At 64.1% G+C, this 15,580-nt stretch carries 19 protein-coding genes; 5 read left to right on the forward strand and 14 right to left on the reverse strand.

Translation table 11 applies throughout. The features are described from left to right. Positions 1–37: 37 nt before the first annotated feature. From F3J43_RS22940 to F3J43_RS22955, 4 genes are all read right to left on the reverse strand, one after another. Positions 38–2,230: an LTA synthase family protein gene (locus tag F3J43_RS22940; RefSeq protein WP_166892662.1), complete on the reverse strand. Its 2,193-nt coding sequence runs from the start codon at positions 2,228–2,230 to the stop codon at positions 38–40. A gap of 120 nt (positions 2,231–2,350) precedes the next feature. Further along, the gene (locus F3J43_RS22945; protein WP_166892613.1) at positions 2,351–2,887 is read right to left on the reverse strand and encodes an AAA family ATPase; all 537 of its coding nucleotides are present in this window, start codon (positions 2,885–2,887) and stop codon (positions 2,351–2,353) included. Further along, the gene (gene pnuC, locus F3J43_RS22950; protein WP_166892616.1) at positions 2,884–3,450 is read right to left on the reverse strand and encodes a nicotinamide riboside transporter PnuC; all 567 of its coding nucleotides are present in this window, start codon (positions 3,448–3,450) and stop codon (positions 2,884–2,886) included. The genes F3J43_RS22945 and pnuC overlap by 4 nt, the downstream gene beginning before the upstream one ends. Before the next feature lie 100 nt (positions 3,451–3,550). Further along, positions 3,551–5,185, reverse strand: a complete 1,635-nt coding sequence (locus tag F3J43_RS22955; RefSeq protein ID WP_166892619.1) for a methyl-accepting chemotaxis protein — start codon at positions 5,183–5,185, stop codon at positions 3,551–3,553. Between the two features lie 293 nt (positions 5,186–5,478). On the opposite strand from F3J43_RS22955, the gene F3J43_RS22960 reads away from it, so the two are divergent. After that, positions 5,479–6,312 (forward strand): undecaprenyl-diphosphate phosphatase, encoded by an 834-nt coding sequence (locus tag F3J43_RS22960; protein ID WP_205298056.1) that lies wholly within the window; start codon positions 5,479–5,481, stop codon positions 6,310–6,312. Between the two features lies 1 nt (position 6,313). Beyond that, positions 6,314–6,745: a DUF1294 domain-containing protein gene (locus F3J43_RS22965; protein WP_166892625.1), complete on the forward strand. Its 432-nt coding sequence runs from the start codon at positions 6,314–6,316 to the stop codon at positions 6,743–6,745. 53 nt (positions 6,746–6,798) lie between these two features. Here the strand turns inward: F3J43_RS22965 and F3J43_RS22970 are convergent, their stop codons facing one another. Together F3J43_RS22970 and F3J43_RS22975 are read right to left on the reverse strand one after the other, a co-directional pair. Continuing rightward, on the reverse strand, positions 6,799–7,161 hold the full coding sequence (locus F3J43_RS22970) for an MmcQ/YjbR family DNA-binding protein (RefSeq protein WP_166892628.1): 363 nt from the start codon (positions 7,159–7,161) through the stop codon (positions 6,799–6,801). Next, on the reverse strand, positions 7,154–8,056 hold the full coding sequence (locus F3J43_RS22975; protein ID WP_166892630.1) for a LysR substrate-binding domain-containing protein: 903 nt from the start codon (positions 8,054–8,056) through the stop codon (positions 7,154–7,156). Before F3J43_RS22975 ends, F3J43_RS22970 begins: the two co-directional genes overlap by 8 nt. Positions 8,057–8,189: 133 nt before the next feature. On the opposite strand from F3J43_RS22975, the gene F3J43_RS22980 reads away from it, so the two are divergent. After that, positions 8,190–8,801, forward strand: a complete 612-nt coding sequence (locus F3J43_RS22980) for an FMN-dependent NADH-azoreductase (RefSeq protein WP_166892633.1) — start codon at positions 8,190–8,192, stop codon at positions 8,799–8,801. A gap of 136 nt (positions 8,802–8,937) precedes the next feature. After that, a complete protein-coding gene (locus tag F3J43_RS22985; RefSeq protein WP_166892637.1) occupies positions 8,938–9,987 on the forward strand; it encodes an alpha/beta hydrolase family protein in 1,050 nt (349 codons plus the stop codon). A gap of 254 nt (positions 9,988–10,241) precedes the next feature. On the opposite strand, the gene F3J43_RS22990 is transcribed toward F3J43_RS22985, so the two are convergent. The 8 genes from F3J43_RS22990 to F3J43_RS23020 all read right to left on the reverse strand — a co-directional run bounded on the left by F3J43_RS22990 (position 10,242) and on the right by F3J43_RS23020 (position 15,050). Then, entirely contained in the window at positions 10,242–11,828 is a 1,587-nt protein-coding gene (locus F3J43_RS22990) for an ABC-F family ATPase (protein WP_166892641.1), read from the reverse strand. A gap of 20 nt (positions 11,829–11,848) precedes the next feature. After that, on the reverse strand, positions 11,849–12,982 hold the full coding sequence (locus F3J43_RS24380; protein WP_353618283.1) for a tyrosine-type recombinase/integrase: 1,134 nt from the start codon (positions 12,980–12,982) through the stop codon (positions 11,849–11,851). Continuing rightward, the gene (locus tag F3J43_RS24210; RefSeq protein ID WP_236248755.1) at positions 12,883–13,215 is read right to left on the reverse strand and encodes a helix-turn-helix domain-containing protein; all 333 of its coding nucleotides are present in this window, start codon (positions 13,213–13,215) and stop codon (positions 12,883–12,885) included. Before F3J43_RS24210 ends, F3J43_RS24380 begins: the two co-directional genes overlap by 100 nt. Positions 13,216–13,252: 37 nt before the next feature. Then, positions 13,253–13,723 carry a hypothetical protein gene (locus F3J43_RS23000; protein ID WP_205298057.1) on the reverse strand — a complete coding sequence of 157 codons (471 nt, stop codon included), beginning with the start codon at positions 13,721–13,723 and terminating at the stop codon, positions 13,253–13,255. Between the two features lie 51 nt (positions 13,724–13,774). After that, positions 13,775–13,966, reverse strand: a complete 192-nt coding sequence (locus F3J43_RS23005; protein ID WP_166883024.1) for a hypothetical protein — start codon at positions 13,964–13,966, stop codon at positions 13,775–13,777. Between the two features lie 141 nt (positions 13,967–14,107). Further along, positions 14,108–14,431 (reverse strand): hypothetical protein, encoded by a 324-nt coding sequence (locus F3J43_RS23010; protein WP_166892649.1) that lies wholly within the window; start codon positions 14,429–14,431, stop codon positions 14,108–14,110. After that, positions 14,428–14,679: a hypothetical protein gene (locus F3J43_RS23015; protein ID WP_166892652.1), complete on the reverse strand. Its 252-nt coding sequence runs from the start codon at positions 14,677–14,679 to the stop codon at positions 14,428–14,430. Before F3J43_RS23015 ends, F3J43_RS23010 begins: the two co-directional genes overlap by 4 nt. Next, a complete protein-coding gene (locus F3J43_RS23020) occupies positions 14,676–15,050 on the reverse strand; it encodes a hypothetical protein (protein ID WP_166892655.1) in 375 nt (124 codons plus the stop codon). The genes F3J43_RS23015 and F3J43_RS23020 overlap by 4 nt, the downstream gene beginning before the upstream one ends. Before the next feature lie 99 nt (positions 15,051–15,149). Here F3J43_RS23020 and F3J43_RS23025 point away from each other — a divergent pair, with 99 nt between their 5' ends. Continuing rightward, positions 15,150–15,392: a hypothetical protein gene (locus F3J43_RS23025; protein ID WP_166892659.1), complete on the forward strand. Its 243-nt coding sequence runs from the start codon at positions 15,150–15,152 to the stop codon at positions 15,390–15,392. Positions 15,393–15,580 lie beyond the last annotated feature (188 nt).

The raw sequence follows: 15,580 nt of genomic DNA on the forward strand, positions 1-15,580 counted from the left end.
GCTGCCCCGGCTGTTTCGCGGCCTGTCGCCGCCAATCTCAGCTGGACTGCGCGATATGCCCGTCCTCGACGGCGTCCAGGGCATCCTCCTCGCCTGGCAACGCCGTGATCACGCTGAAGTCACTGACTTCCACTTCCCCTGCGCCATAACCCAGCAGGTGGAAGGAGAACGCCTTGCGTTCGCTGGGGTTGTCGAAGTCGAACTGCATGTCCAGTGGCTGTTCGGCGGTCACCCGCACTTCCTCGGGCAATCCCAGGGCGACATCCTGTTCGAATTCCTTGGCCTTGAGCTGGATATGCGCAGCGTGCCGTGGGTCGAGCGCACGGATCTTGATTCGCACCCGGGTTCGGGAGCCTTCGGGCATCTCCAGGTATTGGGCGCCGATCAGGTTGTCCGCCCAGTCGTCACGAATGCGCGCCTGCAGCGCGATCGGGGACGGCCCGCCGAACTGGTAGCGCAAGTTCAGCGGGGTCTGCAGCAGCGACTGGTCGAGGGTCGCGGCCAGCAGGTTGACCTGAGGGCCTAGGTTGTCGTCGCCGCGTCCCAGGTATTGCGCATGGTCGGCGATGAACCCCTGGCTGGCGTAGCGCCGGCAGCGTTGCTGGAAGTCGCACTCGTTGAGGGTGCCCTGGCCGTCGTGGTAGCGCAGCATGCCGTTGGTGAAGGAGATCATCTCGCGGCCGCTGTCGTAGTCGCGGTACAGCGAACGTCCGCCGAGCGCCGCCGGGATCGGCAAGGCGAAGTAGTCGAGCAGCGAGGTGGTCAGGTCCACATGGCCATAGGTCCCCTGCTTGAGCCGGGGCAGTTGCGCCTGCTCCGGCGCCAGGGTCAGGTTGAAGCCCCAGGCCGAGGCCAGGCGGACCCCGTCGATGCCGTGGGACTCATCGGAGGTGACCACCACCAGGGTGTCCTTGAGCACGCCCTGTCGCTCCAGGCCGTCGAGGAAGCTGCCCAGAGCGTCGTCCAGGTAGGCCACCGCAGCCTGCTTGGCGCTGGGATAGCGTTGCAGGTAGTCGGCGGGGGCGGAGTAGGGCTGGTGGGTGCCCACGGTCAGCAGGGTGAGCATCCAGGGTTGCGGCTGCTTGCGCAGTTCGCCGACATAGTCCAGCGCGCCCTCGAAGAAGGCCCGATCGTCCTTGCCCCAGGGGAACTCCAGGTAGTTCGGCTTGCTGAACCATTCCAGGCCGTGCACGGCGTCGAAGCCGATATGCGGCATGATCCGGTCCTTGGCCATGAAACGCAGGCCTGCGCCTTGCAGGTAGTGGGTGCTGAAGCCGGCCTGGCGCAGTTGCGCCGGCAGGCAGGACTGGTTGCGCACCTCCTGGGTCAGCAGCTCGACGCCTTTCGGGGTGCCGTTGGCCAGTTTGTCGTAGTCGCCGCAGAGCATGGCGTAGAGACCGCGGATGGTCTGGTGGGTGTGCAGCACGTAGTCCGGGGTGTTCATGCCGCGTTCGGCCCAGCGGCTCAGACGCGGCATCAGGTCTTCGTCGAAACGGCTGCCCAGGGCCTGGCGGTTGGCGCGGATGTAGGCGCCGGGGATACCTTCCACGGTGATGATCAACAGGTTGCGCGCGGTACCCGGGCCATCGAGCAGTCGTTGGCCGTGCAAGTCGGCCTGGGTCAGGCCGGCAATGGGCAGCGGGGTCACCGGGGTCTCTCCGACCAGCATGGCATGCGCGCGGTGTTGCAGGTCGCCTGCGGCGGCCGAGAGCAACTGGTGCGGCAGGTTGTATTGCCGCCACTGGTCGGCCTCGGAAGGTGCCCAGTGCTGGCAGCCCCAGTGGCCTGCCAGGAGCACCGCCGGAAACACCCAGGCCTTGCGTGGCAGCGGCGCCGTTCGTTGGCCGCGACTGCACCAGCGGGTAGCCAGCCAGGCCAGCAGCGCGCCGGCCAGCAGCCACGGCAGCCAGGGGTGGGCGAGGGCGCCGCCGGTGGAATTTTCCATGAACTGCGGGTCGAACAGGTAGGTCAGGTCGGCCTGGTTGGGCAGGCGTCCGACGGCGCTGACCAGTTCGGCAGAGGCCACCAGCAGGCCGGCCCAGACCAGCACGACCGGCAAGGCCAGCCATACTGGCGCGCGCTGCAGGAGCATCACCAGCAGGCCGCCGATGGCCAGGTCGGACAGGTAGCCGAGGGGGGCGGACCAGCCCAGCAGGGCTCGCGCCAGCAGGGGAGTGACCAGCACCAGGGCGACCAGGGCGGTCAGCCCGGCGCGTGGCTGGCCAAGCATGTTTCTCACGTAAGCGTTCCTTCTTGCCATCAAATCGTCACATAAATGTGCCGAATGATATCAGGCCACGCGTACGAAGGTGCTGTAGGACAAAGCTGGTAACCAAACGGGCGTGTCGGGCTAGGCGGGGGCCTGGACATCGAGCAGACGAGCGACGCTGGCGAGGGCTGCGGCGCTGCGCTGCTGCCAATCACCAGCGATGACCTCGAAAGGTCGTCGTTGCGCCTGCAACCAGTGCAGGCTGTCCTCGAAGAATGCCTGGCGCTCTTCAAGGCGCGGCTGGCAGCGCAGGCCGTCGCCGACCCATTCGACGCCTTCCGGGCGCAGCAGCAGGTGCAGGTCGTAGTGCCTGGCGGCCAGCGCCTGTTCGATCCAGGCTGGGCAGTCACCAAACAGCGCCCGGCTCCACAGGATATTGCTGAGCAGATGGGTATCGAGGATCAGCAGTGACGGGGCCTGGGCACGGCCCAGGTCCTCCCACTCGAGCTGGCCGCGGGCAATCGCCGGGATGTCCGCGTAGCAGGTGTCGCGTTGCTCCTGCTCCATGAAGTGGCGCACGTATTCGCCGACCACCACGCCGCCGAAATGCGCCTGGATCTCGCTGCTCAGCCAGCTCTTGCCGCTGGACTCCGGGCCACACAGCACCAGTGTCTTCATGCGCAGGCCAGCGCCGGGTCGCGGCGCCACTCCAGCCAGCCGCGCACGGCGATCAGGGTGAACAGGGCGTAGAGCGCGGCGGTGAGGTACAGCCCCTTGTACAGGAACAGGCCGACGAAGATCACGTCCACCACCACCCACAAGGCCCAGCACTGCAGGCGTTTCTGCGCCATCCACAGCTGCGCCACCAGGCTGAAACCGGTGAGGGCGGCATCCAGCCAGGGCTGCGCGGCGTCGGTCCAATGGGCCATGGCCGCGCCCAGCAGCAGGCTGGCCAGCAGGCCGCAGGCCAGGCCCTTGAACAGCGGCGCGGGGCCCAGGCGGCTGACCTGGCGGGCATCCTCGACCCGGTCGGGGCGGGTCCACTGCCACCAGCCATAGAGCTGCAGCACGGCGTAGACCAGTTGCAGGAGCATGTCCGAGTACAGCTTCACTTCGTAGAAGATCCAGCTGTAGAGCACCACCATCACCAGGCCGATCGGCCAGCACCAGGGATTCTGCTTGACGGTGAGCCAGACGGCGATGACGCCGAGCGCGGCGGCGAAGAGTTCGAGGCCGGACATCGGCGATCCTTGGACGGGGAAAGGGCGCGATGCTACAAGCTTCCGGCGCCAGGCTTCAAGCGGTGGCGCGCGCAGGGGCCGCAGGCGGCCCCTGCAGGGCCTAGACCTTGAACTGACGCAGCAACTGCTCCAGCTCCTCGCTCAGCCGCGCCAGGGCCAGGCCGGCGTCGCTGGACTGGCGCGCGGCCTCGGCGGTCTGCTGTGACAGATCGGCAGTCTCGGTGACATTGCGGTTGATCTCTTCGACTACATGGGACTGCTGCAGCGTGGCGCTGGCGATGGAGGCGTTCAGCGCGCCGAGGTTGCCCAGCGCCTGGCTGATGGCATCCAGGCTGCTGCCGGCCTCGCGGGCCTGTTCGACGGTCTGGCGCGAGGCCTCGCTGCTGGTGTCGATGGCCCGCACTGCGGCCTCGGACTGGCCCTGCAGGTGCTCGATCATGGTCTGGATTTCGGCGGTGGACTGGGCCGTACGCTGCGCCAGCAGGCGGACCTCGTCGGCCACCACGGCGAAGCCACGGCCCTGCTCGCCGGCACGGGCCGCCTCGATGGCGGCATTGAGGGCCAGCAGGTTGGTCTGTTCGGCGATCGAGCGGATCACCTCGAGCACACCGCCGATCTTCGTGCTGTGGCCGGCCAGTTCGCGAATCACCTGGACGGCCTGGTCGATGGTCGCCGAAAGCCGGTCGATCTGTTGCAGGCTGCCATGGATCGCCTGCTGGCCATGGCCTACCTGCTGCTGGGCGCTGCGCATCTCGCTGGCAGCCTGCTCGGCGTGCTTGGCAACGTCCTGCACGGCATAGGTGACTTCGTTGACGGCGGTGGCCACCTGGTCCATCTGCAACGACTGCTGGGCACTGCGCGCCTGGGCGGAACCGGCATTGTCGCCGACATGGCTGGCCGACTCGGCCAGGGCGTGGGCGGCGCCCTGCAACTGGCCGATGACGCCTTGCAGCTTGCCATTGAACCGGTTGAAGTGTTCGCCCAGGTGGGTGATCTCGTCGCGCCCGTGGGTGTCCAGGCGTCGGGTCAGGTCGCTTTCGCCACTGGCGATGTTGCCCATGGCCTGCACCGCTTCCTGCAGTGGACGGGCGATGCTGCGGGCAATCAGCAGCACGAGCAGGGCCATCAGCACGGCGATACCCAGCCCTACCAGCGAGGCGTCGCGCAACTGGCGAGCGAATTCGGCCTGGACGTCGTCGACATAGACGCCCGAGCCGATGATCCAGCCCCAGGGCTTGAACAGCTGGATGTACGAGGTCTTGGCCACCGGTTCGCTGGCGCCGGGCTTGGGCCAGCGGTAGTCGACCGGGCCGGCGCCCTGGCTGCGGGCCAGGGCGACCATCTCGTTGAACACGGCGAAGCCGTCAGGATCGCGGATGGCCGAGAGGTCCTGGCCGTCGAGCTTGGGATTGGCCGGGTGCATGATCATCTTCGGCTGCAGGTCGTTGATCCAGAAATAGTCGTTCTGGTCGTAGCGCAACCCGCGAACCACCTGCAATGCCTGCTGCTGGGCCGCCTCCCGGCCGAGCGTGCCGGCCGCCTCGAGGCCCTGGTAGTAAGCCAGCACGCCGGCGGCGGTCTGTACCACGTGGCGGGTCTTCTCGGCCTTGGCCTGGTACAGGTCGCCATGGATCTGGCGCAGCATCAGCAAGCCCAGGACCACCAGCATGGCCACGGCGACCAGCAGGATCAGCCACAGGCGGCGACTGATCGACATCGACCTCAAGGTCTTCATGACGGTTACTCCGGTGTTGTTTTTTTTATCTTGGGCATCCAAGCATGCTTTGCCAGCAGGCCCCCATCCGACCAAGGGCTAAGTGCCAGGCCTGATATTCCATGTAGTAGGGAAACGCGAAATTTTCATGAGCACTCTGCTAGGATTTCGGCAATGACAGATGAAACCTTTAAGACAGTGAACTTTTAGGCTGGCTTTACGACCAACTGTCGCTGTAAAACACCTCGCCTTCGCGGCATCAACATACAAATCAAGAACAAGGGGCCTGCCTGCGGCAGCGCTTCACTGGGGGAATGATGGATTTATGGAGTGCCTTGCAGGCAATCATCTTGGGCGTGGTGGAGGGCCTGACGGAGTTTTTGCCGATTTCAAGCACTGGGCACCAGATCATCGTCGCGGACCTGATCGACTTCGGTGGTGAACGCGCCATGGCGTTCAACATCATCATCCAGCTGGGGGCCATTCTTGCCGTGGTATGGGAGTTCCGCCGCAAGATCATCGATGTGGTGGTGGGCCTGCCGACGCAGGCGCCGGCACGGCGATTCACCGCCAACCTGCTGATCGCCTTCCTGCCGGCAGTGGTGCTGGGTGTGCTGTTCGCCGACCTGATTCACGAATACCTGTTCAATCCGATCACGGTCGCCCTGGCGCTGGTGGTGGGGGGCGTCATCATGCTGTGGGCCGAGCGCCGCGAGCACCGCGTGGCGGTCGATCATGTCGACGACATGAGCTGGCACCACGCCCTGAAGATCGGCTTCGTGCAATGCCTGGCGATGATCCCGGGGACATCGCGCTCGGGCTCGACCATCATCGGTGGCTTGCTGTTCGGGTTGTCGCGCAAGGCTGCTACTGAGTTTTCGTTCTTCCTGGCGATGCCGACCATGGTCGGTGCTGCCGTTTATTCGGGCTACAAGTACCGTCACCTGTTCCAGCCGAACGACTTGCCAGTGTTCGCCCTCGGTTTCGTGGTGTCGTTCATCTTCGCCATGATCGCCGTGCGTGGCCTGCTCAAGTTCATTGCCAGCCACAGCTACGCGGTGTTCGCCTGGTACCGGATCGCGTTCGGCCTGTTGATCCTGGCGACCTGGCAGTTCGGCTGGGTCGACTGGTCGACGGCGCACGCCTGACATGGCCCGCGAACACGCCACAGCGCAGCCCCGGGGCCGCGCCGACAATCAGGGCGTGCGCCATGTGCGCCTCAAGCTGCTGGTACTGGCCGGGCTATGCCTGTTGCCGGTGCTGGGTGGCTTGCAGATGGGGCTGAGCGGGCAGTCGTGGCTTCCCTTGGGGCTGTATCCGGCGATGAGCCTGGTCAGCCTGCTGCTTTACTGGCAGGACAAGCAGCAAGCCCGCAGCCAGGCCTGGCGCACGCCAGAGAAGGTGCTGCATGCCAGCGAGCTGCTGGGTGGCTGGCCGGGCGCCTTGCTGGCCCAGCAATTGTTCCGCCACAAGACCCGCAAGCTCTCCTTTCAACTGGTGTGCTGGGCGATCGTTCTGGTGCACCAGGTGTTCTGGATCGACCATCTGTTCCTTGGCGGACGTGGTTTCGGGCTGTTCTGAGGCTTGCCCGATGGTTCGCAAACGGGCTATCGGGCAAAGCCAGTCGCACTTCGTCAATCCAGCAACAGGCCTACTTGCAAGCGCTTGGGCAGACGCCGCACCACCAACTGGTGCGAGCGGCGCAGCAAGTCATGCAGCTCGTCGCGGCCCAGAGGGTAGGGCTGCGCCATGCTGATCCACCTGGCTCGTGCCAGGTACGGTGCAGGCTGTATCCCCGGGCGATCGCAGTAGCCCAGGAACAGCTCATCGGCGACCTTGAACGCCAGGCTGTCACCACTGAGCCCTTGGATGGCGAACATCTTGCTGCCGGCCACCGAGAACACCCGGATGCCGCCCCATTTGTAGTCCTCTTGCGCGCCGGGCAGGGCCAGGCAGAAGTCCGCCACTTGCGCCGGGGTCATCCGTTTCTCAGACATAACGCTCTCCACAGGCCTCGAACGAGGTCGCCAGGTGGTCTATCCAGGCTCGCACGGCCGGTAGCAGGCCGCGTCGGTGCGGGTACACCGCCTGCAGGTAGCCACCAGGCAGCGACCAGTCTGGCAGCAGGCGCACCAGCTCGCCACGGGCCAGCTCCTCTTCGCAGAACATGCTCGGCAGCGCGGTGAAGCCCAGGCCGGCACGCACCGCGGCATTGCGCACGACGAAGTCGTCGATGGCCAGACGCGGCTCGAGGGCGAGTTCTTCCTGGCGATCGCCAGGGCCGAACAGGCGCAAATGCACCAGTCGGTCCGCCTGCGCCGCGCCCAGCACCGGCAAGCCGGCCAGTTGCGCAGGTTCACGGACATGGTCGGCGAACCCAGGCGCGGCCACCAGGTGCATCTGCGCCTGGCGCAGGCGGCGGGTGACCAGGGCCGGGTCCTCGTCACCGAGGTCGCGTACCCGCAGGGCCACGTCGATGCCCTCGGAAATCAGGTCGACACGTCGATTGAGCAACACCATGTCCAGCTGCACCAGTGGGTACTGGGCCAGAAAGCGGCTGATGACATCCGGCAGAAAGGCATGGGCCAGGGCCACCGGGCAGGACACCCGCAGACGCCCACGGGGCTCGCTGGACATGCTGGCCACCACTTCATCGGCCATCTCGGCTTCCAGCAGCATGGCCTGGCAGTGGTGCAGGTAGCGCTCGCCCACCGCGGTCAGCTTGAGCTGGCGCGTGGTGCGTTGCAGCAGGCGGGTGCCCAGGCGCTCTTCCAGTTCGGCGATGCGCCGCGACAGGCGCGACTTGGGGATGCCCAATTGCCGCCCGGCGGCGGCGAAACCACCGGCTTCGACCACCTGGGCGAAGTAGAACAGGTCGTTGAGATCTTGCATCTGAGGGTTCCATTGTTCCAGCAGTGGAACAAACTAACGCATTTTTGCCGACTTATCAGTTATTGGCTGCGCCGATAGGATTCTCCCCATCGTGATCGCCCACCGCCGCGGTCTTCCATCACAGGAGAGTCCCATGAAACTGTTGCATATCGATTCGAGCATCCTGGGCGACAATTCCGCCTCCCGCCAACTGAGCCGCGAAGTGGTCGACGCCTGGAAAGCCGCCGACCCGAGCATCGACGTGGTGTATCGCGACCTGGCCGCCGACGCCATCAGCCACTTCTCCGCCGCCACCCTGATGGCCGCCGGCACTGCAGAAGAACTGCGCGATGCCGCCCTGGCCCATGAAGCCAAGCTCAGCGCCGAGACCCTGGAAGAGTTCCTGGCCGCCGACGCGGTGGTGATCGGTGCGCCAATGTACAACTTCACCGTGCCGACCCAGCTCAAGGCCTGGATCGACCGCGTCGCCGTCGCCGGCAAGACTTTCCGCTACACCGAAGCCGGCCCTGAAGGCCTGTGCGGCGACAAGAAGGTGATTCTGGTGTCCACCGCCGGTGGCCTGCACCAGGGCCAGCCGACCGGTGTCGGTCATGAGGACTTCCTCAAGGTGTTCCTCGGCTTCATCGGCATCACCGACCTGGAGATCGTCCGTGCCCATGGCCTGGCCTACGGCCCCGAGCACCGCGCCAAGGCCATCGATGCCGCCCAGGCACAGATTGCCGGCGAGCTGTTCGCTGCCGCCTGATCGCCCACCAGGGCCTGAAAAGACCGATCGTCGCCTGCTGCGCCGGTCGGTTTTTTTTCATTCATTTTTCATGCAGGTTCAGCGAACCGAGTTCTAAGCTGATGCCATACGTCCGCCCCGGCGGGAGTGCCTGCGCATGACCAGATTCCGCACCCTGATCGCCTTCGCCTTGTTGGCCGGCCTGTTCGCCCATGCCGAGGCTGCACCTTGGGTCGCGGGGCTGCACCGCATGACCCTGGCCGATCCGGTGGATGCCAGGCCGATGCAAGCACTGGTGTTCTACCCGTCCAGCAGCACGGCGCGCAGTGTCCGTATCGAAGGCTACCAGACCCACGTGGCCGAAGAGGCCCCGGTGGCCATGGGGCACTTCCCCTTGCTGGTGATTTCCCACGGCAACGTCGGCAGCCCGATGGCCCTGCATGACCTGGCCAATGGCCTGGCACGCCAGGGCTTCGTGGTGGTGGCGGTGATCCACCCCGGCGACAACGCCCGTGACCATAGCCGCCTGGGCACCTTGAGCAATCTCTATGGACGCCCGCTGCAGATCAGCGCGGCGATCACGGCCGTGCGCGACGACAAGCTGCTCGCGCCCTACTTGAACGATGGCAAGGTCGGCGTGATCGGCTACTCGGCCGGTGGCGAGACCGCGTTGATACTCTCCGGCGCGCAGCCCGACCTCGACCGCTTGCGTCGTTATTGCGAGGAGCGCCCGGGTGACGCCGATGCTTGCAAGACCCACGGTGTGCTGATCGCCGACCACAGCGAGCTGGTGCCCCGCGCCGACCCGCGGGTCGGCGCGGTGATGCTGATGGCGCCGTTGAGCCTGATGTTCGGACGCCACGCCCTGGCGGGGGTGCAGGTGCCTGCGCTGATCTACAGTGGCGACAACGACCAGTTGCTGGCGCTGGAGCACAATGCCGATGCCCTGGCGCGCAAGCTGCCGGTGACGCCGGACTACCGGCTGCTGTCGGGCGCCGGGCATTTCGTGTTCATGGCGCCGTGCGACGATGAGCAGCGCCAGCACATGGCGGCGCTGTGCAAGGATGCCGACGGCGTCGACCGCCGTTTCATCCACCGCTCGCTGCGCAGCGAGACCGCTGCGTTCTTCAGCCAGGCCCTGGGCGCGCCGGAGCCGGCCGAGCGTGCAGTTGCGGTGGGCCAGCACCAGGATCAGGAGCACCCCTGACAGGGCGGGCCGCCGCGAAGATCGGGGCATAGGTGGGCGGTAGGATGTGAGCCACCATGGGGGCGCGACAGAAAAGAAAGCAGGCTGACGAATTGCTCGTCAGAAGCGGGGAGAGCGCTGATCGTCGCAGGCTTCGTCAGCCCCACAGGTCGGCTGGCGCTTTCCTGTGGGGGCTGGCGATGGGCTGCGAAATAGGTTGGGGGGAAACGGTCTCCGGCACCGCCAGCGAGGCGGTGCCGTCCGGCGAGTCTCGGTCAGACCACCACGCCCTGGCTACGCAGGTAATCGTCGTAGGTACCGCTGAAGTCCACCACGCCTTCGGGCGTCAGCTCGATGATGCGGGTGGCCAGGGACGAGACGAACTCACGGTCATGGCTGACGAACAGCAGGGTACCCGGGTAGTTCTCCAGCGCCAGGTTCAACGCTTCGATCGACTCCATGTCCAGGTGGTTGGTCGGTTCGTCCATCACCAGCACGTTGGGTTTCTGCAGGATCAGCTTGCCGAACAGCATGCGGCCTTGCTCACCACCGGAAATCACCTTCACCGACTTGAGGATCTCGTCGTTGGAGAACAGCATGCGCCCGAGGGTACCGCGGATCACCTGCTCACCGCTGGTCCATTGGCCCATCCAGTCGAACAGGGTCATGTCGTCTTCGAAGTCGTGGGCATGGTCCTGGGCGTAGTAGCCCACTTCGGCGCTGTCGGTCCACTTCACGTCACCCTTGTCCGGGGTCAGCTCGCCGACCAGGGTACGCAGCAAGGTGGTCTTGCCGATACCGTTGGGGCCGATGACCGCCACGCGTTCGCCGGCTTCGATGGTGAAGCTGAAGTCCTTGAACAGCACCTTGTCGTCGAAGGACTTGGCCATCTTCTCGACCGTGACGGCCTGGCGGTGCAGTTTCTTGGTCTGCTCGAAGCGGATGAACGGGCTGACGCGGCTCGACGGCTTGACCTCGGCCAGCTGGATCTTGTCGATCTGCTTGGCGCGCGAGGTGGCCTGCTTGGCTTTCGAGGCGTTGGCCGAGAAGCGGCTGACGAAGGTCTGCAGCTCGGCGATCTGGGCTTTCTTCTTGGCGTTGTCCGACAGCAACTGCTCACGTGCCTGGGTGGCGGCGGTCATGTACTCGTCGTAGTTGCCTGGGAACACGCGCAGCTCGCCGTAGTCCAGGTCGGCCATATGGGTGCAGACGCTGTTGAGGAAGTGACGGTCGTGGGAAATGATCACCATGGTGCTGTTACGCGCGGTGAGGACGGTTTCCAGCCAGCGGATGGTGTTGATGTCCAGGTGGTTGGTCGGTTCGTCCAGCAGCAGCACGTCTGGATCCGAGAACAGCGCCTGGGCCAGCAGTACGCGCAGTTTCCAGCCCGGCGCGACTTCGCTCATCGGGCCGAAGTGCTGTTCCAGGGGGATGCCCAGGCCCAGCAGCAGTTCGCCGGCACGGGATTCGGCGGTGTAGCCGTCCATCTCGGCGAACTCGGTTTCCAGCTCGGCGACGGCCATGCCGTCTTCTTCGGTCATTTCCGCCAGTGAGTAGATGCGGTCGCGCTCGGCCTTGACCTTGTACAGTTGCTCGTGGCCCATGATCACCGTGTCGATCACGGTGAATTCCTCGTAGGCGAACTGGTCCTGGCGCAGTTTGCCCAGGCGGGTGTTCGGCTCGAGCATCACCTGGCCACCGGATGGCTCCAGGTCGCTGCCTAGGATCTTCATGAAGGTCGACTTGCCGCAACCGTTGGCGCCGATCAGGCCGTAGCGGTTGCCGTTGTTGAACTTGACCGAGACGTTTTCGAACAGGGGCTTGGAGCCGAACTGCATGGTGATATTGGCGGTGGAGATCAAAGCGCTTACCTATCAGTAACTTACGCGGCTGGATTTTCTGCTGATACCGATTTGATACCAATCTTGAGCTTTTCCAGCTCGCTCCAGTCGGAGCTTGAGTTGAGCCAACGCGCGTACGTCGACAGCAGCATTTGCACGCTGTGACCCAGCTGTTGGGCGATAAATGCGGGGTTGAGGCCAGACATTAAGCATATTGTCGCATAGGTGTGACGACAGTTGTATGGGGGTCTCCTCCTGATCCCCAGTTCATTCAGCACTGGAACCCACTGCTTGTGCAGGTCCGACGTGTGTTTCACGTACTCACTCCCCTTTGACGGGGGGAACACGTAAGGCGTGCTGGCTGCCAATCCTTTCCCTTGCTTTCGTCGATCGGCGTACTCCCTGGCGTACTGCAGAGCGCGCAAAGCCCTCTCGTTCAGAAGAACGAACCTATCCCGCCCTGTCTTCGTCCTTTCCTCAACCTCGCCCAGAGCGATGGTCCTCCTGACGTGAACTGTCCTTTTCTCCTGGTCGATCACCTCCCACCGCACTGCCAGGGCCTCGGAAAGTCTGAGCCCGGTAAAGAACATGAATTCGAACAACGCGGCGTAAATCCGGCTTGGCCAGTGGGGATGTTCGTACAGCCTGGCGATAATCGCGTTTGCCTCCTCGAGGCTGAACGGATCGATCTCCTTGCGCGACCGCTTCGGCAGTTCGATCACCTCCGCTGGATTCTTGCTCAGTAGGCCCTCTCGCATCGCAGCGGCCAAGATCGTAGACAGCCTAGTGATCGCGTTGCGCTTGACGTTCGCTGACGTCCATTCGGTTTCCGTGATGATGCGGCGGATTACTGTGGTGGTGATCAGGTCGATGCGAACCATGGCCAGCCGTGGCACCCAGTACAGGTTCAGCGCGCTCTTGTAGTTGTTGTGCGTGCCTTGGGTGATCTCGCGACTGTCCAGCCAGAGCTGAGCGTACTCACCGAATGTAGGCTTGCCGCCCACTACGGTCTGGGATCCGGGAAAGAGCTCGGCGTATTTCTCTTGGTCCAGTAGGCCGAGCTTGTTGAGGCTGGCTACCTGATCGCGAAGGCTGGATGCAGCCTTGATCCCTTTTTGTGTCGGGGGATAGGGGAGCGTTTCACATCGACGGACACCATCCCATGTGAAACGTATGCGGAGGGAGCCGCGGAAGATTTCGACCCCTCGGGGTAAATCCATTGGCTTTCCAGCCATTCGTCGTACCTCTTCTTGCTGTAAATGATCCGGCCGCCGTGCTTCATCCAGACGCCTTCGGGAATCTTGCCTTCTTGGCGCCGGTGCTCCAGAGCGCGCTTGGTGCAGCCGATCAGTTCGGCCATGCGTTTCTCGGTGACCTTGTCGACGTCACCGGTGCTTTCGGTTTCCATGGGATGGTCTCCACGCCGCCGGTGGCGGCAGGTTGTGTCAGGCGCGATGCAGCAGTATCAGATCGCGGGCTTGCTTGAGGGACGCCTGGAGTTCTTCCATGGCGCCGATCTGGCCGTTTGCGTCGGGCGAGGTGACCGCGACCAAGTGCTCGAGCGCGGCCACCAGATCATCACGCTGCTGGCCTTCGGTCCGACCGATCTCCCAGAACTGTTGCCCCCAATGGCCAGGTGGCGGCGGGTTGTAGTTCTGCTTACCCATGGTCATTGCACCCACAACCAGGTCGCACACGGCCTGCTTGTAGATGTTGGCGCCGTCGATACTCAAGCCCTGGCGGCGTAGAGCATCGACGGCGTTGTTCAGGTTCGCTTCGGGCGAAGGCAGTACCAGGTCGAAATCGCTCTTGCCTGGGCGACAGGCGATGACGAACAGCTCGCAGCCTTCGGGCAGGTGTTGGGCCATGTCGGAAATGCAGTCCATGGCGACGTCACGTAGCAGTACTTTGGACATGATGAATCCTCGCCCGCGCATGTCGGCGGGCTTGAGTAGTTGGGGGAGGGGTTACTCGCTGTACTGCTTGCGGATGCGGCGGGCGATGGCGCGTAGGTCGCCGTCAATCTCGAACATCTCGTTGTTGTCCCGGCGCGAGACGACCCCGGACCTGGTGACGTTGCGGCCACCAAGGATCCAGGCGGCCAGCAGGATCAGCGCAGACTCGAGCTGGCGCCGTAGCCAGCCGGTATGCGGGATCACCGCGGCCACCGGTACAGGTGGAAGGCGACGAAGGTGAGGGCGATCATGGCTGGGCCTCCTTCGGCGGATGGACAGGGCACGGCCAGCGCAGTGAGCCGTCGCCGGATGGGCAGGTGCAGGTCTTCACTTCGGTCAGGTTGGTCATGCGCGCCTCCGCTCGGGATTGCCATACTGGTCGTACTCCGGGCGCTCTGGCGGATATGCCTCAGCGGTGAGCGCCTGGTCGATGGCGGCGCGCAGGTTCTCGTTGTAGTTCTCGCCGAGCACACGCCGGCTTGGCTTGCCCATGTAGTGGCCAATGATCTCGATGCCGATGGTGTAGTCGCCGTCCATGCCGTTCGAATGGCTTTCGAAGCTGACATCCCAGCAGCAAGATTCGAGAGCGTTGAGGCGAGCCCGGTCTTGGCGCAGCTCATCCAGCTCGACGCTGGAGACCATGGTGAACTGAGTTTTCTTCTTGCTCACAGCTGATACCTCTCATCATTCCAGGACGCCGGCGCGGCCGCTGGTGTTGGTCCGTTGTCGCGTTCGTGCGGGGAGAGCTGGCGCTCGTTGCCGGCCTGCAGATGGCTGTCGGGGATGCAACTGATCGACGACTCGTTGAGGATGTAGCAGGTGACGCCGCGGCGGGCGTCGTGCTGCACGTCGATGTAGCGCTCGTCTGCGCTGGCGCCGGTGGCCAGCAGCAGGAGGCAGAGGGCGAGGCGGGTCATGATCTGCTCCCGATGGATGCAGCTGCTTCAACGATCGCCCGGCGAGTGGCGCGGAAGGGATCGCCGCCATGGTAGATGTCGAATTCGCCGAACCGCCCGGCATCCACGACGGTGTACGGATCGGTATCGCCGTCGAAGGGCTCGACGATGTGGATCTGGATGCCCAGGCGGTCTCCCCGGCCCATCAGTACGGCCAAGCGCAGTGCGTCGCCATCGTTTATCAACGGATTCCAGTGAGCACGCACACCCGACTGGCCCTTCAAGCGGAAAGGCCACTTTGAATCGCGGCAGGTGCATGGCTCGATCTCAAGGCGTGCTGCTTTAGCGGCCAGCTTGAGCAGTTCGAGGTCGCGTTCGTCTACTTCGGACACAGGAAATCCTTGGCCGCCATATCGCGGCAGTGAATAGAGGGGAGAGGGGTTACAGCTGGAGCGTTTCCGGGTACGTTCAGCCTTTTCAGGAGGAACCCGGTGATAGTTCATGGAATTGAGTACGCGTTTTGCCGAGCCTCAAGCGTCACCGAAGGGCACGATGGTTTGGGCCTTGAGTGCTCGCGCGGCGACCAAATCATCTTCGAGATTTTCCGAAACGATGAGACGCTCAAGTTTGAGGTGACGCTGTTTGAACGGGACGTTCCTTTGGAGTTGCTCGAATACGCCGTGCCTGCTGCTCGCAACCTGCTTGGTGACTTCATGCCCTACATCCCAGATTGATCGGTGTTGCTGGATCTGTTTTCTGTGGGCATGGGGATACCTCGCGACCTTGCGCTGTGTCTGTAGTGGTCTACTAACCCCGGACACCTTTTTAGGCGAAGATGATCGCCACACAGAGGTGTTCAATGAGCAGACAACGACGTACTTTCACCCCAGCCTTCAAGCGTGAGGCTGCCAGCCTGGTGCTC

The organism is Pantoea sp. Cy-639, from assembly GCF_011752525.1.
Lineage (GTDB): Bacteria > Pseudomonadota > Gammaproteobacteria > Pseudomonadales > Pseudomonadaceae > Aquipseudomonas.